The organism is Streptomyces sp. NPDC020845, assembly GCF_044334165.1.
In the GTDB taxonomy this organism is placed as follows: Bacteria; Actinomycetota; Actinomycetes; order Streptomycetales; family Streptomycetaceae; genus Streptomyces.
Map to the genome: position 1 here is coordinate 317087 of NZ_JBIRSJ010000012.1, position 24044 is coordinate 341130.

24 protein-coding genes and 1 pseudogene are annotated in these 24044 nt (G+C 68.6%); 15 read left to right on the plus strand and 10 right to left on the minus strand.

Going from position 1 to position 24044, the window contains the following annotated elements; all coding sequences use genetic code 11:
- Positions 1-65: 65 nt before the first annotated feature.
- Complete coding sequence (locus ACH4U7_RS31925; protein WP_398531339.1) at positions 66-1427, plus strand: extracellular solute-binding protein; 1362 nt, start codon at positions 66-68, stop codon at positions 1425-1427.
- Positions 1427-2335 (plus strand): carbohydrate ABC transporter permease, encoded by a 909-nt coding sequence (locus ACH4U7_RS31930; protein WP_398531247.1) that lies wholly within the window; start codon positions 1427-1429, stop codon positions 2333-2335. Before ACH4U7_RS31925 ends, ACH4U7_RS31930 begins: the two co-directional genes overlap by 1 nt.
- On the opposite strand, the gene ACH4U7_RS31935 is transcribed toward ACH4U7_RS31930, so the two are convergent.
- Together ACH4U7_RS31935 and ACH4U7_RS31940 are read right to left on the minus strand one after the other, a co-directional pair.
- Complete coding sequence (locus tag ACH4U7_RS31935; RefSeq protein WP_398531248.1) at positions 2305-2505, minus strand: DUF397 domain-containing protein; 201 nt, start codon at positions 2503-2505, stop codon at positions 2305-2307. The genes ACH4U7_RS31930 and ACH4U7_RS31935 overlap by 31 nt on opposite strands.
- A gap of 3 nt (positions 2506-2508) precedes the next feature.
- On the minus strand, positions 2509-3384 hold the full coding sequence (locus ACH4U7_RS31940; RefSeq protein WP_398531249.1) for a helix-turn-helix domain-containing protein: 876 nt from the start codon (positions 3382-3384) through the stop codon (positions 2509-2511).
- Positions 3385-3593: 209 nt separating this feature from the next.
- Between ACH4U7_RS31940 and ACH4U7_RS31945 the strand changes: the two genes are divergently transcribed.
- The gene (locus ACH4U7_RS31945) at positions 3594-4046 is read left to right on the plus strand and encodes an ATP-binding protein (protein ID WP_398531250.1); all 453 of its coding nucleotides are present in this window, start codon (positions 3594-3596) and stop codon (positions 4044-4046) included.
- A 27-nt stretch (positions 4047-4073) separates the two neighbouring features.
- Positions 4074-4598, plus strand: a complete 525-nt coding sequence (locus ACH4U7_RS31950; protein WP_398531251.1) for an HIT family protein — start codon at positions 4074-4076, stop codon at positions 4596-4598.
- Here the strand turns inward: ACH4U7_RS31950 and ACH4U7_RS31955 are convergent.
- The gene (locus tag ACH4U7_RS31955; RefSeq protein ID WP_398531252.1) at positions 4576-5256 is read right to left on the minus strand and encodes a hypothetical protein; all 681 of its coding nucleotides are present in this window, start codon (positions 5254-5256) and stop codon (positions 4576-4578) included. The two genes, ACH4U7_RS31950 and ACH4U7_RS31955, sit on opposite strands and share 23 nt — an antisense overlap.
- A gap of 167 nt (positions 5257-5423) precedes the next feature.
- Between ACH4U7_RS31955 and ACH4U7_RS31960 the strand changes: the two genes are divergently transcribed.
- A complete protein-coding gene (locus ACH4U7_RS31960) occupies positions 5424-5978 on the plus strand; it encodes a GNAT family N-acetyltransferase (RefSeq protein ID WP_398531340.1) in 555 nt (184 codons plus the stop codon).
- 95 nt (positions 5979-6073) lie between these two features.
- On the opposite strand, the gene ACH4U7_RS31965 is transcribed toward ACH4U7_RS31960, so the two are convergent.
- A complete protein-coding gene (locus ACH4U7_RS31965; protein WP_398531253.1) occupies positions 6074-7039 on the minus strand; it encodes a helix-turn-helix transcriptional regulator in 966 nt (321 codons plus the stop codon).
- 64 nt (positions 7040-7103) lie between these two features.
- Here ACH4U7_RS31965 and ACH4U7_RS31970 point away from each other — a divergent pair, with 64 nt between their 5' ends.
- Positions 7104-7589 (plus strand): hypothetical protein, encoded by a 486-nt coding sequence (locus ACH4U7_RS31970; RefSeq protein ID WP_398531254.1) that lies wholly within the window; start codon positions 7104-7106, stop codon positions 7587-7589.
- 629 nt (positions 7590-8218) lie between these two features.
- Here ACH4U7_RS31970 and speB read toward each other — a convergent pair.
- Positions 8219-9289 (minus strand): annotated as a pseudogene (gene speB, locus ACH4U7_RS31975) (agmatinase).
- Positions 9290-9346: 57 nt separating this feature from the next.
- Here speB and ACH4U7_RS31980 point away from each other — a divergent pair.
- Entirely contained in the window at positions 9347-10294 is a 948-nt protein-coding gene (locus ACH4U7_RS31980) for a helix-turn-helix domain-containing protein (protein ID WP_398531255.1), read from the plus strand.
- 32 nt (positions 10295-10326) lie between these two features.
- Entirely contained in the window at positions 10327-10794 is a 468-nt protein-coding gene (locus ACH4U7_RS31985; RefSeq protein ID WP_398531256.1) for a PaaI family thioesterase, read from the plus strand.
- A 48-nt stretch (positions 10795-10842) separates the two neighbouring features.
- Here the strand turns inward: ACH4U7_RS31985 and ACH4U7_RS31990 are convergent, their stop codons facing one another.
- The 3 genes from ACH4U7_RS31990 to ACH4U7_RS32000 form a co-directional block, all read right to left on the minus strand.
- On the minus strand, positions 10843-11430 hold the full coding sequence (locus ACH4U7_RS31990; RefSeq protein WP_398531257.1) for a TetR family transcriptional regulator: 588 nt from the start codon (positions 11428-11430) through the stop codon (positions 10843-10845).
- Positions 11431-11450: 20 nt separating this feature from the next.
- A complete protein-coding gene (locus tag ACH4U7_RS31995; protein WP_398531258.1) occupies positions 11451-12467 on the minus strand; it encodes an aldo/keto reductase in 1017 nt (338 codons plus the stop codon).
- Between the two features lie 135 nt (positions 12468-12602).
- Positions 12603-13418 carry a LysR family transcriptional regulator gene (locus ACH4U7_RS32000; protein ID WP_398531259.1) on the minus strand — a complete coding sequence of 272 codons (816 nt, stop codon included), beginning with the start codon at positions 13416-13418 and terminating at the stop codon, positions 12603-12605.
- Positions 13419-13539: 121 nt separating this feature from the next.
- Between ACH4U7_RS32000 and ACH4U7_RS32005 the strand changes: the two genes are divergently transcribed.
- Together ACH4U7_RS32005 and ACH4U7_RS32010 are read left to right on the plus strand one after the other, a co-directional pair.
- On the plus strand, positions 13540-14421 hold the full coding sequence (locus tag ACH4U7_RS32005) for an NAD(P)H-binding protein (protein ID WP_398531260.1): 882 nt from the start codon (positions 13540-13542) through the stop codon (positions 14419-14421).
- A 193-nt stretch (positions 14422-14614) separates the two neighbouring features.
- A complete protein-coding gene (locus tag ACH4U7_RS32010) occupies positions 14615-15097 on the plus strand; it encodes a cupin domain-containing protein (RefSeq protein ID WP_398531261.1) in 483 nt (160 codons plus the stop codon).
- Between the two features lie 2 nt (positions 15098-15099).
- Here ACH4U7_RS32010 and ACH4U7_RS32015 read toward each other — a convergent pair whose 3' ends face one another.
- On the minus strand, positions 15100-15615 hold the full coding sequence (locus ACH4U7_RS32015; protein ID WP_398531262.1) for a MarR family winged helix-turn-helix transcriptional regulator: 516 nt from the start codon (positions 15613-15615) through the stop codon (positions 15100-15102).
- Between the two features lie 122 nt (positions 15616-15737).
- On the opposite strand from ACH4U7_RS32015, the gene ACH4U7_RS32020 reads away from it, so the two are divergent.
- The 4 genes from ACH4U7_RS32020 to ACH4U7_RS32035 all read left to right on the plus strand — a co-directional run bounded on the left by ACH4U7_RS32020 (position 15738) and on the right by ACH4U7_RS32035 (position 23071).
- Entirely contained in the window at positions 15738-17273 is a 1536-nt protein-coding gene (locus ACH4U7_RS32020; RefSeq protein ID WP_398531263.1) for an FAD-dependent monooxygenase, read from the plus strand.
- Between the two features lie 96 nt (positions 17274-17369).
- A complete protein-coding gene (locus ACH4U7_RS32025; protein WP_398531264.1) occupies positions 17370-18308 on the plus strand; it encodes a carbohydrate ABC transporter permease in 939 nt (312 codons plus the stop codon).
- A gap of 43 nt (positions 18309-18351) precedes the next feature.
- Positions 18352-18771 carry a hypothetical protein gene (locus ACH4U7_RS32030; protein ID WP_398531265.1) on the plus strand — a complete coding sequence of 140 codons (420 nt, stop codon included), beginning with the start codon at positions 18352-18354 and terminating at the stop codon, positions 18769-18771.
- Positions 18772-18808: 37 nt separating this feature from the next.
- Entirely contained in the window at positions 18809-23071 is a 4263-nt protein-coding gene (locus ACH4U7_RS32035) for a caspase family protein (RefSeq protein WP_398531341.1), read from the plus strand.
- A 166-nt stretch (positions 23072-23237) separates the two neighbouring features.
- Here ACH4U7_RS32035 and ACH4U7_RS32040 read toward each other — a convergent pair whose 3' ends face one another.
- On the minus strand, positions 23238-23477 hold the full coding sequence (locus ACH4U7_RS32040) for a type II toxin-antitoxin system VapB family antitoxin (RefSeq protein ID WP_398531266.1): 240 nt from the start codon (positions 23475-23477) through the stop codon (positions 23238-23240).
- Between the two features lie 160 nt (positions 23478-23637).
- On the opposite strand from ACH4U7_RS32040, the gene ACH4U7_RS32045 reads away from it, so the two are divergent.
- Complete coding sequence (locus tag ACH4U7_RS32045; protein ID WP_398531267.1) at positions 23638-24021, plus strand: 4-oxalocrotonate tautomerase family protein; 384 nt, start codon at positions 23638-23640, stop codon at positions 24019-24021.
- The last annotated feature ends 23 nt before the right edge of the window (positions 24022-24044 follow it).

Below are 24044 nucleotides of genomic sequence, written 5' to 3' on the forward strand. Positions count from 1 at the left end.
ACCTTGACTCGGGCCCGACCGTACGGTCGGGCCGCAGACCAGAGGCCAGCAAGGAGGTCGTGCCAGTGCGCCCCACCGCCCCACTGATCCTCACAGCCGCCACCCTCGTCGCCGCCGCAGGACTCACCGCCTGCGGCGGCGGCTCGGGAAGCGACCCGGACACGGTCAAGATCGCCTACAACCGCAGCACCGACAACAAGATCAGATTCAAGGACAACTTCCTGGCCGGCGTGAAAAAGGAGTTCGAGAAGGCGAACCCCGGCAAGAAGGTCAAGCTGATCCCGATCCAGGCCCAGGACAACGACTACGCCACCAAGGTCCAGCAGATGATGCGGTCCCCCAAGACCGCGCCCGACCTGGTCTACGAGGACACCTTCCGGATCAACTCCGACATCACGGCGGGCTATCTGCGCCCCCTCGACGACTATCTGGCCAAGTGGCAGACCTGGGACCAGTTCGTCGACACCGCGAAGGCGGCGGCCAAGGCCGAGGACGGCAAGACGTACGGCATCCCGGACGGCACCGACACCCGCGGCCTGTGGTTCAACAAGAAGATCTTCGCCAAGGCCGGGCTGCCGGCCGACTGGCAGCCGGGTAGCTGGGACGACATCCTCGCCGCCGCCCGCACGATCAAGAAGAAGGTCCCCGACGTCACCCCGCTCAACGTCTACACCGGCAAGGGCCCCGGCGAAACCGCCGTCATGCAGGGCTTCGAGATGCTGCTGTACGGCACGGGCGAGAACCCGCTGTACGACCCGAAGGCGAAGAAGTGGGTCACCGGCGGCAAGGGGTTCGAGGACGCCCTCGGCTTCATCAAGACCGTCTACGACGAGAAGTTGGGCCCCGACGTCTCCGACGCCCTCGACCCCAACGTCGGCACCACCGTCTCCAGCGAATGGCTGCCGGAGGAAAAGCTCGCCATCGACCTCGACGGCTCCTGGCTCGGCCAGAACTGGCAGAAGACCGGCGGCAAGCCATGGCCCGAGTGGTCCAAGACCCTCGGCCAGGCGGCCATGCCCACCCAGAACGGCCAGGCCCCCGGCAAGGTCAGCATGTCCGGCGGCTGGACCTGGGCGATCACCGCCAAGTCCAAGAACCCCGACCTGGCCTGGAAGTTCATCGAGCAGATGCAGACCAAGAAGAACGCGGTCGAATGGTGCGTGGTCGACGCGCAGATCGCGGTCCGCAAAGACGTGGCGAAGGACCCGCGCTATCTGTCGTCCATGCCGGGGATCACCTTCTTCACTGACCTGGTGAAGTACACCCACTACCGGCCGGCGCTCCCCGTCTACCCCCAGGTCTCCACCGCGATCGGCGAGGCCATGGAGTCGGTGACCACGAGTGACACCTCCCCCGCCAAGGCGGCCGCGTCCTACGGCGACCAACTCAAGACGATCGCCGACGGCGCCACGGTGGCCAAGGACTGATGGCGACCGCGACCAAGGTGGCGGCGGCCCCGGCCGTCCCAGCGCGCCCGAGACGCCGCCGCCCCCTGCGCTGGCTCCCCCTCGCCCCGGCGACGGTGCTCCTGCTGCTCTTCCTCGGCGGGCCGATCGGCTACTGCGTCTACATCGCCTTCACCAATATGCAGCTGACCGGCGCCGCCACCACGGACTTCGTCGGCCTCGACAACTTCCAACGGGCCTTCGAGGACGACAACTTCCGCAACGCGGTCATCCTCACCCTCGTCTTCACCCTGCTGTCCTCGCTGATCGGCCAGAACACCCTGGGGCTGGCCCTGGCGATGGCCATGCAGCGCGCCTCCAAGCCGGTACGGACCGTCACCGGCTCGATCGTCATCGCGGCGTGGGTCGTACCCGAGATCGTCGCGGGCTTTCTGCTGTACGCCTTCTTCCGCCGTGAGGGCACGCTCAACGCCATCCTGGACTGGCTCCACCTGCCGTCCCAGAACTGGCTCTACACCCTCCCCATCCTCGCCGTCTCCTTCGCCAACGTCTGGCGCGGCACGGCCTTCTCGATGCTCGTCTACTCCGCCGCGCTCTCCGAGATCCCCAAGGAGATCACCGAGGCCGCGGAGGTCGACGGCGCGAGTGGGCCGCGCCGCTTCTGGCACATCACCCTGCCGATGATCCGCCGCTCCATCGGCACGAACCTGATGCTCAACACGCTCCAGACGCTGTCCGTCTTCGGCCTCATCTGGGCCATGACCCGAGGCGGCCCCGGCAACCGCAGCCAGACGCTGCCGGTTTTCATGTACGACCAGGCGTTCAACAAGTCGCTGATCGGCTACGGCACGGCGGTCGCGCTGCTGTTGCTGCTGGTGGGTGCGCTGTTCTCGCTCGTCTACCTGCGGCTGATGCGCGACGAAGTCTGAACGACGGCCTCCCGGAAGGCGGTCCAGGCGGCGGGCGCGACGTGGAGTATCGGGCCTTCGGGGTGCTTGGAGTCGCGTATCGCGACGGTGTCGGGGTGGTTGGTGGCCACCTCGACGCACTCTTCTGTTCCGTTGCTGTAGCTCGACTTGCGGAAGGCGAAGGTTGTCACGGCTCATAGTTCCTTAACGAGAGTCGAGATGAAGGCTCGGGACTCAGCCTCGGGGAGAGCGCGCCGGGCAGTCTCCTCGAACAGTGTTACGTGTTGCGCGGCGCTGTCGCCACCCTCGACCCATGCCGTGGACAACGCCACCTCCGCATAGACCACATCCATCGAGCCCGGCTCGGCGAACGAGATGACGTTGAAGGAGCCCGCGAGCCCTGGGGCGAGCCCGGCGCTGAACGGGAGAACCTGGATGGTGACGTTGGGCCGCTCGCCCCAGTCGAGAAGGCTCGTCAGCTGCTCCCGGGACACATCGGGTTCTGCACCGGCGATGCGCAGCGCGGCCTCCGGGATGACTGCCCAGAGGGAGAGCGGATCTTCCCCGGACAACCTCTGCTGACGCGCGGCTCTGGAGGCCACGAACTCCTCGGCCTGATCGGGGTGCTCGCCCGGGACCGTCACGCGCCGCAACGACCGGGCGTAGGCCACGGTCTGGAGCAGGCCCGGGATGAAGGACACCTGCCATGTCTTGATCGAGGTGGCGGCGTTCTCCAGAGGCACGTACTCCCTCATGTTCTTGGAGAGCGGAACGTTGTTCCACCACCCCTTGGCCTTGCGGCGCTCTCGGTCGATACGGGCCAACTCCAGGAGCGCGCCGACCGCCTCCGGCTCGGACACGCCGTACAGCTCGCACAGCGCCCGGATATCCGGCTCGCGCATGGGAACCCAGCCGCTCTCCATCTTCGCGATCTTCCCGGTCGACGCGGTGATGGCCTTCGCGGCTTGCCCTTGCGTCAGACCCGCGCTGGTCCGCAGCCGCAGGAGTTCCCCACCGAGCTTGCGTCCCAGGACTGTTGAGACGCGATTCTCCTGCACGGCCTCTGTCATGTAGCGACCTCCCTGATTCACGCACAGTGTGGACTCCAGCACAGTCCGCACGCAAGATCGGTTACGAATTTCCCGGGCTCGATTAAAACGATCTCTCGGGAGGCGCTACGGTCCGTGATGAACCGCTCGCGCAGCGAGGCGAGTCGGCGGGCCGCACCCCGCCACGCCCTCGCGTGCTCAGGCCCAAACTCGCCTGCTGGAGGTGCGCGATGGCATTCGCGCCGCAAGACCCACGGAGCCCCGGCCCCAACGACCCCGTCGTCCATCACGATCGCGTGGACTACTCCCCGTTCCCCAAAAGCGTGACCTTCGCTCGTCGCTACACCGCCAAGATGGTTGCCCACTGGGGCCACCCCGCCCTCGCGGACGACGCCGCGCTCATCGTCTCCGAGCTGGCGTCCAACGCCGTGCTGCACGGCGGCGTCCCCGGACGTCACTTCCGCGTTCAGCTCACCCTCACCAAAACACTCCTGCGCATCGCCGTCTCCGACGCCAAGGGCGAACGTCTCCCCCAGCCGCGCCGCCCGACCCCCGACGACAAGTTCGGGCGCGGGCTCCTGATCGTGCGCGCGTTGGCGACCCGCTGGGGCGTACGGGAGCGAACCGTGGGCAAGGAGGTCTGGGTCGAACTCGACCTGGCCACCTCCCCGGTCGAGCTCTGACCGGACCACGGAAGAAAGGGGCCGGCCATGCCACCGAAACGGCAGCCGATGGACCTGGAGGCGTACACGGCCAGAGCGCAGCGCGGGCCGTGCTTCGTCTGCGCCTTCGTATCCGGACACCCCGACTTCGCACATCACACCGTCTACGAGGACGACGACCACATCGCCTTCCTCGACCGGTGGCCCACCCTCCCCGGCAAGGTTCTGGTCGCCCCGAAGCGACACGTCGAGCACGTCGTCCGTGACCTGGATCCGGAGTCCTACACGCGGCTCATGCTGGTGGTGCGGGAGGTCGCCCTCGCGGTGGAGGACTGCGTGGGCGCCGAGCGGACGTACCTCTACTCCCTGGGCAGCCAGCAAGGAAACGCACATCTGCACTGGCACATTGCCGGATTGCCGCCAGATACCCCCTACGAACAACAGCAGTTCGCGGCGCTGATGACCGAGAACGGTGTGCTGGCCATGGAGCCCGAGGAAGCCTCCGCCATGGCCGCGCGCATCCGTGACCGCATCGCGGCCCGGGGCGGGCTCAACGCACCAGGTAGGGGCTGAAGTGGTCTGCGACGTCATCGGCGATGGCCATGGCGTCGCGGGAACCATCGACTTCGAGCACGCGGATACCCAGCCCACGGGCGGCACGCACAGCCTCCTCGGCGATGAGACCGTCACGGACGAGGCGATTGGCCTGCGCTCTGGCCGGGTCGCTGACGGGGGGACCGAGCGCGGCGGCCCGGGGTAGCACGCGAACTTGATGTTGGCGGAACTCGGGTGTGGGCACCATGACAATCATCCGACGCGGTGAGTCGATGATGGGGGCTACGAGCTCGGGGCGGAGCCCCCAGCCCTCGGCGATGATCGGCCTCCCGGAAACCAACGCACGCAGGTCGTCAAGCGTCCATTCGAAGCGGACCGGGAAATCGGCCAGGGTCTGGGCGGCCATCGCTTCGGGGGTGGTGTTGACCCACACCTCGTCCAGGTCAGGATCGGCGACGGGCTCGCCAAGGCTGATGCGACGTGCGATGCGGCGATCGTTGTGAGCGCGGGCGTCGTGGTAGTCGTAGTGATAGACGGTGACGCCGTACCGTGCCGCCAGGATTCTGGCGACGGTCGATTTGCCGGCCCACTGGCCCCCGCAGATCCATAACGCCTGACGCAAGGTACCCAAGGGGTCCCAGACTTCGCTTTCAGTGTCGAGGTCGCGGCTGGTCATGCGATGCCCTTCTGTGCCTGTCGTCATCTGCTGTCGTTGGACGATAGTTCCAGCAGTTCCCCGGGAAGGGCAGGAAGGCAACGCGCTGGTGCTTGCTGACGGCGGAAAATGCAGGGTCTCGGCCGGGCCATGGGCGGCTGGATAGTCTCTCGGCCATGAATACGGCCATGACCAGCGGCGGGACCGGGGAGCCGGTCATCCTGAGCGCGATGGAGCTGATGTCCGATCCGGAGCTGGCAGCCCGCTTCGCGGAGTCGGCCCACCGGATCCTGGCGGACCTGGTCCGCGAAGGTGCCGCACTCGGCTGGGTCGAACCGCCCTCACGCCCAGAAGTGGCGGAACTCCTCGGCCAGGTCGTCGCCGCGGTGCGGGCCGGGGATGGTGCCCTGCGCGCCGCTTATCTCGGCCGTCGGCTGGTCGGGCTGGGGTACTGGCTGCGCTACGCCCGGCCGACGCACCGGCCGCATGCCGATCTGGAGAAGATCGCGGTGGCTGGAGCCGCCCATGGGCGTGGCATCGGCCGGGCGCTGACCGCCGCCTTGATCGCCGACGCCCGCCAGGCCGGTATCGAGGTCCTCACCCTGGATGCCCGTGGCGACAACGCCAAGGCCCTGGACCTCTACCGGTCGCTGGGCTTCACCGAATACGGCCGTCTGCCCGACTTCGTCGCCGTCGGCGAACGCCGCTACGACAAGGTGTTCTACATGGTGGACCTCCGCTGACAAGTTCGCACCGACCCGGCGGATGACCGCTTGAGTTGGCGAGACCGAGGGTGAACGGTCGCGGCCGGCGTGGCTGGAAGCCCGAGATCGTGACTTCAGCCGTAGAGCGCCGCCATGGCTCGTGTCGATGCCGTGATGTGCTCCCGAAGCTCGGTCGGTGCGAGCACCTCCACCTCCGGGCCCAGCCGCAACAGCTCCGACTCCGCGTGTGCGAGGCTCTCGACGGGGATGACGCTTCGGCGCCAGCCGTCGGCCTCCGGCTCTCCTCGGTTCACACCGTCGATCACCGCCTGCGCCGCGAAGTCCTGCAGCCGGGCGATGCCGACCGGTGAGATGCGTATCTCCGCTTCGCCCTGCCACAGCCGCTCCTGCAGCCCCGCCGAATGGGCCTGCCAGTGACGAGCCAGGTCGAAACCGGCCGGCGGATCGAACACCTCGTCCAGTTGCTCCAGGGCGAGGATCTGCCCGATCCGGTAGGTGCGCAGTTCCTCATCGGCACGAGCGACGGTGTACCAGCGTCCGGCCTTGAGGACGATCCCGTACGGCTCCAGACGCCGCTCCACCACCTGCGGGGCATACCACCGGCGATAGCGCACCCAGATGGCACGGCGCTGCCACACCGCGGCCGCCACCGCCGGCAGATGCGGCACCTCGTCCGCCTCCCGGTACCAGCCCGGGGCGTCGAGGTGGAAGCACTCACGGATCCGCCGGCCCTGATCCCGCAACTGGGCCGGCAGGGCCGCCTCCAACTTCAGCTCGGCGGCCGCCAGCACCGAGCCCAGCCCCAGCTCGGCCGCCGGCCCCGGGAGACCAGCCAGGAACAGCGTCTGCGCCTCGTCTGCGGTCAGCCCGGTCAACCGCGTGCGGTAGCCATCCAGCAGGGCATAGCCGCCCGCGTGGCCCGCCTCGCCGTAGAGCGGCACGCCCGCCGCAATCAGCGCCTGCACGTCCCGGTACACCGTGCGCACGGACACCTCAAGCTCCGCCGCCAGCTCGACAGCGGTCATCCGGCCACGGTTTTGCAGCAGAAGCAGAAGCGAGAGGAGTCGGCTGGCACGCATGGCCGCAAACCTACGCCGGTCCCCTGACAAAGGATGTCAGGGGACCGGTCTTAGCGTCTGCGGCATGACGAACAACGACTTCGCGTTCTTCACCGGCACCTACGACGTCGCCAACCGCTGGCGCAAGGACTTCCTGGACCCCACCGAGGGCGACGACCGCTGGGAGGAGTTCCCCGGCATCACCCGCGCCTCCGTCCATTTCAACGGCGCCGCCAGCTTCGACGAGATCGAGTTCCCGACGAAGGGCTTCTCCGGGCTGACGCTGCGGCTGTTCAACCCGGCGACCGCACAGTGGTCGCTGTACTGGGCCAGCCAGCGCACCGGCACCCTCTTCCCACCCGTCACCGGCAGCTTCGGCGCGGACGGCACCGGCGTCTTCCACGGCGACGACGAGCACGACGGCCGCAAGGTCCGGGCGCGCTTCATCTGGTCCGGCATCACCGCCGACCGCGCCCACTGGGAGCAGGCGTTTTCCCTCGACGACGGGCAGACCTGGATCACCAACTGGCACATGGACTTCACCCGGCGCACAGCCACAGACCGCGCGTAACGGCGACGGCGTCGCGTTTCGGGTCGGCTCGCCTCGCCGTTGAGCGGCATGGCCCGGTTGCCGTGAGCAGGTATCGTCTCGCGCCTTCGGCGCAAAGCGGCCAGCAGCGGGAAGGGGAGGGGGCGCCGGAGGCATCGTCGCCGTCCATCCCAACGGGTCGTCACCGGCCGACGGACGGCGGAGCGGCAGATGGTCGCCCGGAGCGGTAGACGCCGGTCCAGTTGGGCTCTCCCCCACCCCCTCTCAAAAAAATGCTTGCTCTACATCAAGTACTGCATCAAGCGATTATTTAAGAGGGGGTGGGTGGAGAGCCGACTGACCGGCTTGGCCACCGCGCGGCAGCAGCTGCGGCGGAGCGCAGCGGAGCCTCTTTGAGCCCAGCCACCCACCGGGCCGAGGAACCGGGACACCGGGCCGGCCGCCCCCGTTCCCCCTTCTCGCCGGCGCTTTGGACCCGGAGGGTCCGAGACGAAACCCGCACCCGCCCGAGCCGAATGCCGCGAGACGGCGCACAGGCACAGGCGAAGCGAAGCGCAGCCCACCGCGCAGCGCAGCGGAGCGCAACGCCCTCAGAGCGCTCGCCGTAGCATCGGCCGCGCGGTGTCACTCGGTTCTTCGGGCACGCGATGTCACTCGGTTCGTCGGGCACGCTTGCAGGCCAGCCCGGCAAGTGTCTCCCAGATCAGCCGATGGGCGTTGTTGACCGTCAGGTCGGCGTGGTCGTACGGAGGGCAGACCTCGGTGACATCGAGCGCGACCACGTTGGTCTCCAGAGCGGTCCGGCGAACGGCTCTGAGCAGGTCGACCGGTGCGAGACCACCAGGCTCGGGTGTTCCCGTCCCCGGGGCGATCCCCGGGTCCAGCACGTCGATGTCGATCGAGATGTAGACACCGTCCGTGCCGTCGATCGCTTCGGCGATGACATCGTCCATCACATCCTTGATGCCGCGCTCCCAGATCTCCTGCATCGTGTGATGGCGCATTCCCTGCTCGCGCATCCACTCCTGTACGTCGGCCGGTGGCTAGTAACCCCGAAGCCCGACCTGGATGAAGTCTCGTCCGGCAATCGCTCCCGACTCGATCAGTCGCCTCATCGGTGTTCCGTGACTGGCGAGGTTGCCGCGCAGAATGTCAGCCGTGTCGGCATGCGCGTCAAAATGGATCATCCCGATCCGACCGTGGCCGTAATGCGCGCCGACCGCCATCCCGCTCGGCCACGTCACCGAGTGGTCACCCCCGATCACCACGGGGATGATGCCGCGGCTCACCACATCGGAGACCCGACGGTAGATGGCATCACGCGACAGATCCCACATACCGGGTGAGACGATCGCGTCACCGTAGTCGACGACCGCGAGGTGGTCGAAGATCTCGATCTGAAGATCGAGGTGGTAAGTGCCCGCGTCGTAGGCGTTGGCGCGCAGCGCCCGGGGGCCGAAACGAGCGCCAGGGCGGTTGGTCGTGTTGTCGTCCCATGGCGCGCCGATCACGGCGACGTCAGGCTTCCACTCGTCGAGTTGCTCCGGTTCGGTCAGGTGGGGCCGCAGGCCGAAGGTCGGCACGCCCATATACGAGGACGAATCGAGCTGGGCCCGCATGCCGGGCGGAAGGACCGGTCGATCATCCGTTGTCACGGCATCGATGCCGCGAGCCGCGCCCGTGACGGTCGCCGTGTGCTGCCCCTGGGCTTCGTGTGTCATGCGGTGAAGTCCACGGCAGCGCCGTGGACTTGAGCAAACGATGTAGCGTAAAGCTTAATGATCAGCTTCGTGCTCGGTGTCGAGGACCTTGCCGACACCCGGTTTGCCGTCTCGCCCTTGCAGGAGACCGTGCTCAGCCTGCGGGTGCTACGTGATCCGGGCCAGTCCGCCCTGCATCTGCCGTGGCGCAGGTCCGTACTCCCCGGACTCGGCACGCTCGACACCGAACTGCTGATGTCCCTGATCGGAAAGCGCCACATACTTCCCGACTTCCTGACCCCGCGCCCCACACGCTTCGCCCCGGCCTTCGAAGACGAACTGGCCATTGCCCGCCAGTCCTCCCCCGATCTGATTCGCCGCGACCTGCTGGCCACACACACGCCTGGCCCGCTCCCCGAACCTCTGCACGCCGCCGCCACCGACGCCGACGCCGACGCGAGGGTCGTCGGTCTCTGCGACACCATCTGCGAACTCTTGGGTCAGTACTGGGAACTCGCCATCGAGCCGATGTGGCCGCAGATACGACTCACACTGGAAGCCGATATGACCTACCGCGCGCGGCAACTGGCCAAAGGAGGCGCACGCCTGCTCTTCACCGACATGCACCCGAACCTACGATGGCAGGACGGAGTGCTGCACATCGACAAGGTGGTCGGCGAGCACCGCACCGCGGCCTCCGGCCGAGGGCTGCTGCTGATACCGTCCGTGTTCGCGCAGAAACCGGCACCCCCCATCAACCCGGACGATCCACCTGTGCTGGCGTACCCCAGCCGTGCGGTGGCGACGCTCTGGGCCCCGCCATCGACCCCTGACGCGACGGCTCTCGCCTCTCTGCTCGGCGCGCCCAGAGCCACCCTGCTTCGCATCCTCGAAGAGCCGCTGGCAACGACGGAGGTCGCTCGCCGCCTCAGCGTCACCCCCAGCGCCGTGTCCCAGCACCTTCGCGTGCTGTACCGCCGTAGCTCTCTCGGCGACCAACTGGCCCACCGGATTCCGGCCGCCTAACCCTGACCCTCGACCCCGAAAGGCAGCACGCCATGCCCCCTTCCGAGACTTCCGAGCCTTCCGTGACGTCCGAGACGGCAGCCCTCAGCCCCGCCGCCCTCCTGGCAGCCATGCCCTTCGCGGCACAGCTGGGCATCGAACTCCGCGAGGCCGCCCCCGACCGGGCCGTGGGCAGTCTGGCCTGGTCACCGGAGGTCTGCACCGCGGGTGGAGTCATACACGGCGGGGCCCTGATGGCGCTGGCCGACTCCGTCGGCGCCGTCTGCGCCTATCTCAACCTCCCGCAGGGCGCCGGGACGTCCACGGTGGAGTCCAAGACCAACTTCCTGCGGGGAGTGGCCTCCGGGCGAGTCCACGCCACGGCCCGCCCCCTGCACGTCGGCGGCACCCTCATCGTCGTACAGACCGATCTGCGGGACGACAAGGACCGGCTGGTGGGACAGACCACCCAGACCCAGATCGTGCTCACGGCGAAGTCCGGACCCTCGCACTCGCGCTGAACGCGAAAACTCGGCGAATGCCGAGGGTCTTCCGCTGTCCGTGGATCGCTACGCGCGCAGGCCGCGCAGCAGCAGCTCGCACACTCCCGCGAAGTCCGCGTCGATCTCGGGGTCCGCCCACTCCGACGCGTACATGGGGTCGTGGAAACGCGCCGTCGCGTCCCACAGTGCCCGTGCCATCGCCGCCGCGTCGCGCGCGGCGAACTCGCCGCTCGCGACCCCGCTCTCCACGATCGTGGCGAGCTGCTTCAGCAGCGTCGTGAGATACCGGGCGACGGTGCCGCTGTTCTCGCGGGCCAGCTCCATGAACGTGGCGAACAGCTCGGGGTCGTCGCCGGCCTTGCGCCGCTTGGCCGCGAAGAGGGCCGCCAGCCAGCGCCGCAGGCGGTCCGCCGCGGGGCCCAGGCCGTCGGCGATGGCCGACAGCTCGTCGTGCTCCCGGTCGAGCCACCTTTCGGTGACCGCCTCGCGCAGCGCGGCCTTCGTGGCGAAGTGGCGGTAGACGCTGCCGTGGCTGACCCCCAGCGCGCGGGCGACGTCCACGACCGTGGCCTTGGCCGGGCCGTAGCGGCGCAGTACGTCCTCGGTGGCTTCGAGGATGCGGGCGGGTGTCAGGGGGTTCTCGGGCGGCGGCATCGGGTCCCTTACGTCATCGGCTACTTCTCGCTGTCAAGGTGGGGCATACGCGCTTCCGGGTAGCGCGTGCCTGCTGCCGCACCGACCGGAACGGCCTCCTCGATGGCGGCCAGGTCGTCGGCATCGAGCGTAACCTCCAGCGCACCGAGCGATTCCGCCAGGCGGTCGCGGCGGCGGGCGCCGACAAGCGGAACGATGGCGGCGGACTGCCTGGCGTTCTGGGCGAGCACCCAGGCGATGGCCGTCTGCGCGACGCTGGCGCCCTTGCCGTCGGCGATCTCGCGGAGCGCGTCCACAAGGGCGAGGTTGTGGTCGAGGTTGTCCGCGCTGAAGCGCGGGCTGTGGGCGCGGAAGTCGTCGGCGGCGACCTTGCGGTCCCGGCTCCAGTGGCCGCTGATCAGGCCGCGCGAGAGCACTCCGTACGCGGTGATGCCGATGCCCAATTCGCGGCAGACCGGCAGGATCTCGTCCTCGATGGCCCGGTCGATCACGGAGTACTCGATCTGGAGATCCACGATCGGGGCGGTGGCGGCGGCCCGGCGGATGGTCTCGGGGCCCACCTCCGAGAGTCCGATGTGGCGTACGTATCCGGCCTGGACGGCCTCGGCGATGGCGCCGACCGTCTCCTCGATGGGTACGGCGGGGTCGACGCGGGCGATGCGGTAGATGTCGATGTGGTCGGTGCCCAGGCGCTGCAGGGAGTAGGCGAGGAAGTTCCCGACGGCTTCCGGGCGGCCGTCGTAGCCGCGCCAGCCGCCCGCCGCGTCGCGCAGGGCGCCGAACTTCACGCTGGTCAGGGCCTGTGCGCGCAGGGCGGCGGGGGCGGTGCGAAGCGCCTCGTTGATGAGCAGTTCGTTATGGCCCATGCCGTAGAAGTCGCCGGTGTCGAGGAGGGTGATCCCTGCGTCGAGCGCGGCGTGGATGGTGGCGATGGACTCGGCACGGTCGGCCTCGCCGTACATGCCGGACATGCCCATGCAGCCGAGGCCGAGCGCGGAGACCTGGGGGCCGGTGGTGCCAAGGGTGCGGGTCTGCACAGGACGCTCCTCGGGACGGGGGTGGAGTGCGTCCAGGAAGCATGACATGCATGACTGACAGATTTCAATATTTGTCAGTCATGGGGGTCGCGCGTGTCGCACGTCTCACGGGCACCTCACGGACTCACGGGCACCTCACGGACGCCGCCCGGCCAGCGCCTGCGCCGCGACGGCCAGAAAGTCCCACAGATGCCGCTGGCGGCGGTCCTCGACCACGGCGAGGCAGGTTTCGTACGACACGGCGTCGGTCACCGGCCGATGCACCAGGTCGGGCCGGGAGTAGTAGCGCGCGACGCTACGGGGCACCAGGGCGATGCCGACCCCGGACGCGACGAGCTCAAGCTTCTCTTCGATCGTCGCGATGCGCCGCCGCTCACCGTCCAGGATCTCCTCGCCGTCGAGATCGGCGTGGGCGAGCCGGCGCCGGGACGCCAGGGGGTGGGCGGCGGGCAGGCATACGACCTGCGGCTCGCTGCCGATCGGGACGGTGCGAAGCCCGTCCACGTCGAAGGGGTTGCGGAGATAACCGACGTCGGCCCGGCCGTCCCGTAGCGCCTCGGCCTGCTCGTACCAGTTCAGTCGGAGCAGTTCGATCTCGACGCCGGGGTGCTCGTGGGCGAACGCGCGGACAGCGGTCGAGACGCTCAGCCCGGGCACGAAGCCGACGATCAGGCGGTGGGCGCCGCGCGCCGCGCTGTGCACGCGACGGGTGGCGGCGCGCGCGGCGGCGAGCACGTCGAGTGCGTCCTTCTGCAACTGCTCGCCGGCCGGGGTCAGCCGTACGGAACGGGTGGTGCGCTCCAGCAGCGCGCAGCCGAGCTCCTGCTCCAGCGCGCGGATCTGCCGGCTGAGGACGGGCTGCGCGATATGCAGCCGGTCGGCGGCCCGGCCGAAGTGCCCGTGCTCCGCGACGGCCACGAAGTAGCGCAGCTTGCGCAGGTCCAGATCCATACCCGGAGGGTATCAATGCGTGCGAAGAGGTATTGGACGAACACCCCTTTATCGGCAGAGAGTTACCTCCGCACGGCGTCCGGGAAGCCGGTTCGCCACTCATCAGGAGGTTCCCTTTCCCATGATCGTCATCACCACTCCCACCGGGCAGATCGGGAGCCAGGTCCTTGAGAACCTGTTCGACAGCGGCGAGCCGATCCGGGTGATCGCACGCGATCCCTCCCGGCTCTCCCCGCGGATACAGGAGCGCGTCGAGGTCATAGCCGGGTCGCACGGCGACTTCGACGTCATCGACAAGGCATGCGCGGGCGCGGATGCCGTCTTCTGGCTGGCGCCGCCGAATCCCCGCGCCAAGAGCCTCGAGGCCATATATCTGGACTTCACCCGGCCCGCGTGTGACGCGTTCAAGGCCCAGGGGGTCAAGCGGGTGGTCGGCGTCTCGGCCCTGGGCCGCGGGGTGATCGTGAACGCCGGGCTGGTGTCGGGCTCGCTGGCCATGGACGACCTGATCGCGGCCACGGGCGTCAACTACCGGGCACTGACGGCAGCCTCGTTCATGGACAACATGCTCCGCGAAGTTGACTCGATCAAGAACCAGGGCGTGTTCTTCTCCCCGCTCTCCGGCGACCTCAAGGCCCCCACCTGCGCCACCCGCGACATCGCGGCCGTCGCCGCCGAACTGCTGCTGGACGACTCCTGGAGCGGAGCCCATGGTGAGGTCCCGATCCTGGGGCCCGAGGACCTTTCCAACGAGGACATGGCGCGGATCATGTCCGAGGTGCTGGGGAAGCCGGTGCGCTTCCAGCACGTACCCGCCGACGACTTCACGGCGGCGCTGACCGAACACGGGATGTCCGAGGCGATGGTGCGGGGCATGTACGACATGATGGTGGCCAAGAACCAGGGCCTGGACAACGCCGAACCGCGCACCTCTCGGTCCACCACCCCCACCAGCTTCCGCCAGTGGTGCGAAGAAGTCCTCAAGCTGGCCGTCCTGGCCTGACCCCGGCCGGGGGGGGTGGGGCCGGCCGGGTACGGCTGGGGCGGCAACAGCCGTACGCGCTCGGACTTTTGACCGAGCCGATGCGCCGCCCGCCCTGGTCCCCGGCGCCCTGGCCCTCCCGTTCATCCGGCCGATGACCATCGGCTCCGTCCGTGTCCACAATGCGGTGACGGATGAGACAAAGGAGCCGATCATGTCGTACCCCGAGCCCCGCTATCTCGGCGAGAACGGCGAGGTCAACGCGGTCTACAGACCGGTTGACAGCACGCCCGAGCTGGACTCCCCCACGGGCAACCGGACCCACTATCTGGCCACCCATGCCACCACCGGGGGTGAATTCGGGCTCTACCGGGTTGACATGGGACCCAGGTCGCCGGGGCCCAGCACCCACTTCCACCGCTCGATCTCGGAGTCCTTCTTCATCCTGTCGGGGGCCGTGCGGCTCTACGACGGAGATCGCTGGATCACGGCGCGGTCGGGTGACTTCCTGTACGTACCGGTGGGCGGGTTGCACGCGTTCAAGAACGACTCCGACGACCCGGCGTCCCTGCTGCTGCTCTTCGCCCCGGGCGCACCGCGCGAGGAGTATTTCGAGCAGGTCGCGGAGATGACCCGGCGTGGCGGCAAGGAGCTCGAGGAGTTCCGCATCCGCCACGACAGCTTCTTCGTGGACTGAAGTCACTCGGCGGGGTGGTCGCCCCCGGCGCCCCCGGCATCCCTGGCATCTCTGGTGACCGTCTCCAGATGGGCCGACAGGTCGTCGACCATGCGGCCGAGGAGAAGGACGAGGTGCCGCCGATCCACGTCGGACCATCCGGACAGCGCATCGGCGAACCAGCCGTTGATGACCCGCAGATAGCGGCCGGCGAGCCGTTCGCCGGCCGCGGTGAGGGTGATCAGACGGGCCCGCTGGTCATCGGGGTCGGCCACCCGTTCCACCAGGCCGCGCTGTTCCAGCCCGTGGATCTGGCGGGTGGCGTGCGGACCGGCGACCTGCATGCGCTGGGCGATCTCCCCGACCCGCAAGGGCCGGTCCGCCGCGTCGAGGATGACCAGAATCGTCACGGCGGGCCGTTCCAGGGTCACCCCGGCGGCCGCGGTGGCCCGTTCGAAGAGCTGTCCGCGGCTCAGCGTGCCGCTGAGCCGGTTCATGGCGGGCAGCAGTCCCCTCAGCCCCTCGTTGTCGTGCGGCACGCGGACACTCCCCTTCAATAGTTACCTACGTTAGGTATATATTCTGCCCAGGCAGGCAGCATCCCCTGGGGGACGTTCGCCTTCAATAAAGATACCTAAGTTAGGTAAGGGACTTCATGGCCATGAGCGACGTACTGATCGTCGGCGCCGGACCCACCGGGCTGACCCTGGCCTCCGATCTCGCCCGGCGCGGTGTCACCTGCCGCATCGTCGAGGCCGCCGAGCGGCCCAGCACCGCCTCCCGCGCCAAGACCGTCCAGCCGCGCGCACTGGAGATCGCCGACGACCTCGGCGTCATCGACCGCGTCCTGGAACTGGGGGCCATCAACGTCCCGACCCGGCGCTACGACCGGGAGCGCGTGGTCTCCGAAGCCGTGGAACTCGCCGTGGGCACGGCGGCCCCCGGCGTTCCGTACCCGCCGGTCTGGCTGTCACAACCCCAGCTGGAGTCCGTCCTGCGCGACCGCCTGGCGGAACTCGGCGGCCAGGTGGAATGGGGCTCGGCCGTGAGCGACCTCAGCCAGGACGCCGACTCCGTGACCGCGACCGTACGGACGGCGGCCGGGCAGCGTGAGATTCGGGCGCGCTATGCCGTCGGCTGCGACGGGGGCCGCAGCATCGTCCGGCAGCGGATGGGGGCCGTCCTGCGGGGCACCTCCTACGGGGACCACCGCTGGTACCTCGGCGACGTACGCATCAAGGGCCTCGACCGGCACTGCCAGCACCTCTGGGCCGGCCCCGAGCACGGGATCCTGTCCCTGTTCCCGCTGCCCAGCACCGACATCTGGCAGTTCCAGGCGTCCGTCCCCGCCGGCGAGCGGGAGCCCGGCACGCCCACACTGGAGCTGTTCCGCCGCATCTTCGCCGAACGCGCGGGCCTGCCGGGCGTGGACCTCCAGGACGCGGGCTGGCGTTCGCTGTACCAGGTCAACGTATGCCTGGTCGACCGGTATCGCGTCGGCCGGGCCTTCGTCGCCGGAGACGCGGCGCATATCCACTCACCCGCCGGCGGGCAGGGCATGAACACCGGTATCCAGGACGCCTACAACCTGGGCTGGAAACTCGCCGCCGTCCTCGGCGGCGCCGACGCCGCCCTGCTCGACACCTACGAACGAGAACGCCGCCCCGTCGCCCAGGCCGTCCTCGACGACAGCACCTCCCGGATGCACGCGATGATGCGCGCCTTCGGCGACAGCGACGGGGCGACCGCGCTGCGCGGTCTCACCGACGACTTCACCACCGGGCTCACCATCGCCTACCCCACCAGCCCACTGACGACCCGACCGGGCGGCCCCCAGGCCGGCGACCGGGCACCCGACGCACCCTGCCGCGACGCCTCGACCGGCCGCGAGCACCGCCTCTTCGACCTGCTGCGCGGCCCGCACTGGACGCTGCTGTCCTTCGGCCGTGGCCACGGCACGGCCACCGCGTGGGACGCGCCCGTCCCGCTGCGCGCCTATCGGGTGACCGACGACCCGACGGCGACCGGTCCCGACACGGTCATCGACACCGACGGCCAGGCCCACCGCATCTACGACATGCGCGAAGACGGACTCGTCCTCATCCGCCCGGACGGCTATATCGCCATGCGCACCGCCGCCCACCAAGGCGACGCGGCCCTACGCCACGCCACCGCGCTCGCGGCCCACCCCGACTGAAGCCGCTGACCGCAGTCTTCCCCTCCCGGCCGGACGGGCGGTTTCATGTACGGAACGCTGATCGACTGCGCTCAGCAGGCGCGAGGAGGTCCGAGGTTGTCCGCACTGTCCGGCCGCACCTTGTCCCATCCGGCCAAGTCCGCCCCGCTCAGATCCCGTATCACCAGACCCCGCACCACCAAGCGCCGCAGCGCCGGTCCCCGCGCCGCCTGGTCCCCCCGCACCCGCCGCCGACTGGCCGCCGACGCCGCCCTGCTCGTCGTCGCCGCGGCCTTCGTACTCCCGCTGGCCTGGCTGATCCTGGCCTCCGTCGACGGCGAGGCGACCTTACGCGTCTCCGCCCCCGGCTCCCCCACGCTGGACAACTTCCAGGCGGTGTGGACGGACGAGATCACCTTCACACCGATGCTCAACAGCCTGCTGCTGTGCGGCGGGGCCACCATCCTGACCGTGGCGTGCGCGGCCCTCGCCGCCTATCCGCTGTCCCGGTTCCGCTCCCGTCTCGTACGCCCGTATCTGCTGACGATCCTGTTCAGCACCTGTCTGCCGATCACCGCGATCATGGTCCCGGTCTACGGCCTCTTCGTACAGGTCGACCTGATCGACACGATGTACGGAACGGCGCTGTTCCTGGCCGCCTCGCAACTCCCGTTCGCCATCTGGCTGATGAAGAACTTCATGGACGGCGTCCCGGTCATCCTCGAAGAGGCCGCATGGACGGACGGCGCGTCCTGGCTGCAGAGCCTGGTGCGCGTCATCCTGCCCCTGATGGGACCGGGCATCACGGTCGTGATGATCTACAGCTTCATCATGATGTGGGGCAACTTCTTCGTCCCCTTCATGCTGCTGCTCACCCCGGACCAACTCCCCGCGTCGGTGTCCATCTTCACCTTCTTCGGCAACTACGGCCAGGTCGCCTACGGCCAGCTCGCCGCCTTCTCCATCCTCTACTCGACCCCCGTGATCCTGCTGTACGTGCTGATCGCCCGCCGGATGGGCGGCGGCTTCGCGCTGGGAGGCGCCGTCAAGGGGTGACGCGGGCGGGTGACGGATCGTGAGAAAATCCGCTGTTACGGCGGTGAGCGAGCGAGGGGGCGCGCAGATGGAGCAGGTGGAGATCCGTTTCCGTATCGACGAGGGGGACGGCGAGGGCGAGGCCCTGCGGTCGCTGTACCGGCATCTCTTCCGGGACGAGTCCCTGGAGCAGACGTCCACGGTCGAGCTGCGGGAGGCCCCGCCGCTGGAAGGAGCCATGGGCGGCGTCTGGGACACGGTGAACATCGTGCTCACGCACGCCACCGCGCTGTCCAGCCTGGCGGTGTCCGTGGCCGCGTGGCTCCAGAACCGGCCGTCCACGCCGCCCCTGAACGCCCAGTCGAACGGGACCACGGTCACCGTGCAGACCGACGACCCGGAGGCCGTGCGTCGGCTGCTGGAGGCTCTGATCAGCGCAGGCGACACCAACTCTGACGACTCCGGCGACTCGTCGGAGGGGTGAGGGCGTGCGACTGCCAGACCCGGCCACCTCACGGGCGGTGCTGATCGGGGTCCATGACTTCGCTGCTCTACCGCCCTTGAAGTCCGTGAAAAACAACCTCACTCGACTGCACGACGCGCTGACCGACCCCGAGCTGTGGGGGCTCCCCAAGGAGCACTGTCAGGTGATCCCCCAGCCGCGCGACTACATCGAGGCGATCCGCGCGATCTCCAAGGCAGCGGGCGAGGCGGAGGACACGCTCTTCGTCTACTACGCCGGACACGGGCTGACGGACGCGGACGCCGTGGACCCCTCGGACAAGCTGTACCTGGCACTGCCCGAATCCAATCACGGCGACCTGTACTTGTCCTTGCGCTACCGGGATGTGCGCAAGGAGCTGCTGAGACCGCGTCAGGCCCGCCGCAAGATAGTGGTGCTCGACTGCTGCTTCAGCGGACATGCCGCGGTCGCCATGGGGCCCTCCGAGCTCCAGGAAGAGGCCGAGATCGAGGGCGCGTACGTCCTCACCTCCTCCGGTTCCAACGCCGTGTCGTTCGCGCCGCCTGACGCGGAACTGACCGTGTTCACCGGGGAGTTGCTGTCACTGATCGAGGGAGGCGTGCCGGGCGGCCAGGAACTGCTCACCATCGAGGACCTGTACCAGAATGTCCGGCGGGCTACAGTGCGCAAGGGGCTTCCGGTGCCGCGCACACTGGCGACCGACTCGGCCGGACGGATCGCCCTGGTACGCAACCGCGCCTATGTACCCGAGCTGCCCCCGGCCGGTCCCTCCTCCGGCTCCGACCACAAACACAACCACGGGCGGACCGTCCAGCTGAGCCGGTCCGACCTGGACCTTCTGGTCGAGAAGCAGAAACGGCGGGCGGACAGCTTCCCGTACGAGGACCTCCTGGACGGACCACGCCGCCCCCGCTTCACCGAGGTCTATGTACGCCAGCAGATGTCGGCCCAGGGCGCGGACGGGGACCATCGAGTGGACCGCGCGTCGGATGCGTCCCGGCACGGCGACTGGTCCCGGGCGCGGGAGCGGGAGGAGCGTCGGGCCGAGGCGGGCTCTCCGGTATCGGACGGCAAGCAGGACCAGCGGGTCTCGCAGTCCCTGAAGTCCGTGCTGGCGTCACCGGAGCACCTGCTGGTCACCGGCGGCCCCGGGATGGGAAAGTCCTCCCTCATCAGCCAGCTCCCCGGGGAGCTACCGGAGAACGCGGTCCCCGTCCGGGTCACCGCCAGGCACCTCGCTCCGCACGCGGCCAAGCACAAACCCTGGCAGGAGGCGATAGCTGCGGCGGTGGAGGACGATCTACTCCCAGCGGGGCTACGGCTGCTGCCGGACCGACCCACGCCGGACGGGCAGTGGGTGATCCTCGTGGACGCGCTGGACGAGGTTTCCGACGTCCAGGCCCGGGGCAACCTCGTCGACTGGATCGACAGCGTGCTGCGCCCTCAGGACCTGCCGTTCCGGATGATCCTCACCAGCCGCCCGCCCACCCCGGCCGACCGGCACAAGCTGATCCACGCAGGCATGGTCCACTACACCCTGGAGCCGTTCACCGCGGACGGACTGGAGCGCTTCGCCCAGGGGTGGTTCCACGACTGCCCCGAGCCCGATCAGGCGGAGCGGTTCCTGACCCAACTACGCGACGGCCATCTCCTCGACGTGGCCAAGGTGCCGCTGCTCGCCACCATCGCCGCGATCGTCTTCGAGAACCGTCCGGACACCCCGCTGCCCAAGCAGCGGTTCGGCCTGTACGAACAGTTTCTGACGCATCTGGCCGAGGGCCGTGGCAAAAGGGTGGGCGACGACCTGCGGGTGCTGCTGAAAGGTCTGCCGCACGGCGAGCGGCTGGCCGACCAAGTCCGGGCGCGGCGCCTGGAGCTCGGACAGCGGCTGGCCGTGGCGGCATCCCGGGGGGAGACGGACCTGCTGAGCCATGCGGATACCTGGGTGCGGCAGCTCGCCCAAGAGCTGGGAGCGCCTGTTCCGGACACCCCTACATGGACCAAGATTCTCTTCTCCCTCGCCGAATACACCGGGCTGGTCACCCGTGACGGCATCAACGTCCGCTTCTGGCACTTGTCGTTCGCCGAGCATCTGGCTGCACAGGAGCACGAGCGGTGCCTCCCGGACGCGTTCGATCCGGAGGCGGAGATCTGGGGCTCCTGGCTCGCCCGTATCTTCAACGGCGCTGGAGAGGAGGAGGTCGCGCGGCTCGTACTGGTCCGGCACACGCACAGCCATCCGGACAGCGCCCTGCTGCCCTGGCTCCAGCAGCAGACGAACCACCATCAGGCGCTCGTCGGCGAGCTGCTGTTGCGCGGGGCGAAGGCCGCAGAACCGGTGCTCGATGCCTTCTGCGAGGGGCTGCGGCGGGTTCTGTTCGTACCCAACGACGAGCATTACGACGACATGCTGACCACGGCGGCGCTACTGGGCGACCCCAAAGTGTCGGCCACCCTCGCCTCGGTCATGAACGATTCGGCCGCGACTACGGCCCGCGTCGCGGCGGCTCAGCTGCTCAGCGAGCGCAGCGGGCCCACGGCAGAGGCAGCAGTCGACTATCTGTGGACCGTCATCGACGACCCGCATCTCACGGACGCCGATCGGGTAAGCGGCGCCGCCGCGGTCGCTCGCACCCAGCACTCCTCACGGGAGCGCGCGGCCGAAGCCCTGCTGGGGACGGCACGGGACGAACGGGTTCCCATCACACAGCGCCGGTCGGCAGCCGAGGCTCTGGCAAGCGTAGGGAGTCAGGGCCTTGCTCAGGCCCAAGCCTGTCTGATCAACCTCATGCAGAGCCCCGGCGCACACGTCCCGGACCTCGTGATGGTCGCGGAGGCTTTGGCCAAACTCTCCCCAGCGTCATTCGGCGAGGCGCTGTCCACCCTCGAGGCGAGGGCCGAGGACCCGGCTATACACCTCTTCAACCGGATCGACCTCATGCGCGTCATCGCCGCACTGAATCACAGCCGCAGGTCCCGCTCCGTCGAGATGCTCGACGGGCTGATGACCTCGCCTCGGATCGACGCCCGTAACCGGGCAAGGGCCGCCGAGGCGCTGGCGGACGTCGCGCCGGACCGTACCCCGTCATCCGTGCATGTCCTGCGGAATCTGGTCCTGAACTCCCGCCTGGACATCGACGACAGAATCGACGCGGCGGAACGGCTCGCCCAAGTCGACGCCGAACAACAAGCGGACATGGCCGATGAACTGTTCCGCCTGGCACAGTCCTCGCACTGTCGGATGGCAGACCGGATTCTGGCGGCCGAGAAATCCGCTTCTCTCGCACCTGTCAAGAGAAGGCGCTGCGTGGATCTGCTTGTCGCAATCGCATTCAATCCGGCACACCACCTGGAGAATCGGCTTCAGGCGGCCTCGAACTTGAGCGACATGGATCCGCAGAACACCGAACAGGTCGTACCGGTCCTGGAAGAGGCCCTGCGCGCCCCGGGGCTGGCCCCCCTCGCCCGCGCGGAGGCCGCCCGCCGCCTCGGTAAGCTCAGTGACCCCCACCGTGCACGCGCCATCGAGCTGCTGCGCCAACGGATCACGGCTCCGGGGACGCGCCTAGGAGAAGCCTCTATACTTGTCACGGCCTTGGCGCAGCTGGCTCCGGAGCAAACTGACGAGGTCGAAGCAGTCCTCATGCGGGTACTGGAAGCTCCATTCGCCTATTTCTATGAGCGCCGCAACGCGGCTGTATCGCTGGTCGGCCTGGTGCCGCGCACCCGAGCCAATGTCGTTGCCACACTGCTGCGCCAGGCAGCGGAAGAGCCGGACGGTTTCGAGGTCCGGTGGGCCGTGGACGCCGCGGTCTCGGTCGACCCAGGGCTGCGTGGCGACGCCGCCCGCATCCTGCGCACACGGCTGAGCGCACCCGGCGAGTCGGTGGGCAACCGTTTGAAGTTCGCGGAGGGGCTGGCCGCGTTGGGCGGTGCGCAGGATCGCGCGGATGCCATACAGGTTCTGTCAGCCTGCGTCACCGACGCCGCCATCGACACGGACGCACGGCTCGACGCCGCGAACTCACTGGCCGAGATCGATCCCCAGGCGGTGGAACCCGTGGCCGACGTCCTGTTGGCCATCGCCGGCGATGAAACGTGCCCCGCGAAACATCGCGTCCACGCGGCTGCTCGGATCGGCGGGCTCGGCCGGGCCCACCACGAGAAGGCCAAGGAACTCCTCGAGGCGATCGTCACCGACGAACGCTGCGATGTGACCCACCGGGATGAGGCACAAGAAGAGCTGCGGAAACTGCGAGACGTCCCGCCACCCGTGGATCCGGCGTCGGGCGCCGCGTAAGCTGAAGGAAGCATCAGTCTGCTGTTCCAGCTGGCACAACCCATCGCGTGGCTGCCCCGTCACGGCTGCGATCACGTCGTAGTCGCCGTCGTAGTGCAGGGCGATCGCGCTGTGACGTTCGACGGTCGCCGCGATCACGAGGTCCGATACCGAGAGAGCCTTCCAGTTACCAGCCGCGATGAGCTGGGTCTGCAATCAAGGGCACGGTCTCAGCCGGAGTTTCAACGGGACCCGTCAGATCCGGCAGACCACCTTCGGCAAGCCAGTTCAGGAACGATGCACGTTTGCGGCGCTTGATCGCGTCTTCCAGCGCGGCGTTCACCGTGGCGACCTTGGTCGTGGTGCCAAAGATCTCTGCGGCCTCGGCAAGCATCTCGTCGTCGACATCGATGACGGTTCGTGCCATGTGTCCTCCTCCGGAACGATGCCCCACACCCCTTCTAACGTCGGACGGGCCACTGCGGTTGACACTGATCGACCACGGCAATAGCTTTGCATTCAAAGATACTTTACTTCCAAAGCAAACACGTCTGTGTGCAAGCTACCCGACCGAACGGAGATTCGTCATGCCTCATTTCACCGTGCAGATCCGCGAGGAAGAACTCGACGGAAAGACCGAGCCGAAGCTCATCCGCGCGCTGGCCGACGCGGTGGGCGCGGTGTACGGCGAGCGGCTGCGCTCCGTCGCGGCCGTCGATCTGTTCGGCGTGCCGCGCGGGCGCCGCGGCATCGGCGGCGTGCCGACCGAGGAGAACGCCCCTGTCGTCACGCTCAACATCCGCGAAGGGGCTCTGAACCACCCGGAGTTCGAGAACGCCCCCGCGCGGCTGATCGCGTCGATCACCGATGCCGTCGTGACGGTGTTCGGCGAGTCCGTCCGCGAGCAGGTGACCGTGGGCATCGTCGGCGTGCCCGCGGGACGTTCCGGGGTGGGCGGCGAGGTGGTCTGAACTCACCCGGCGGGCGTCAGGCG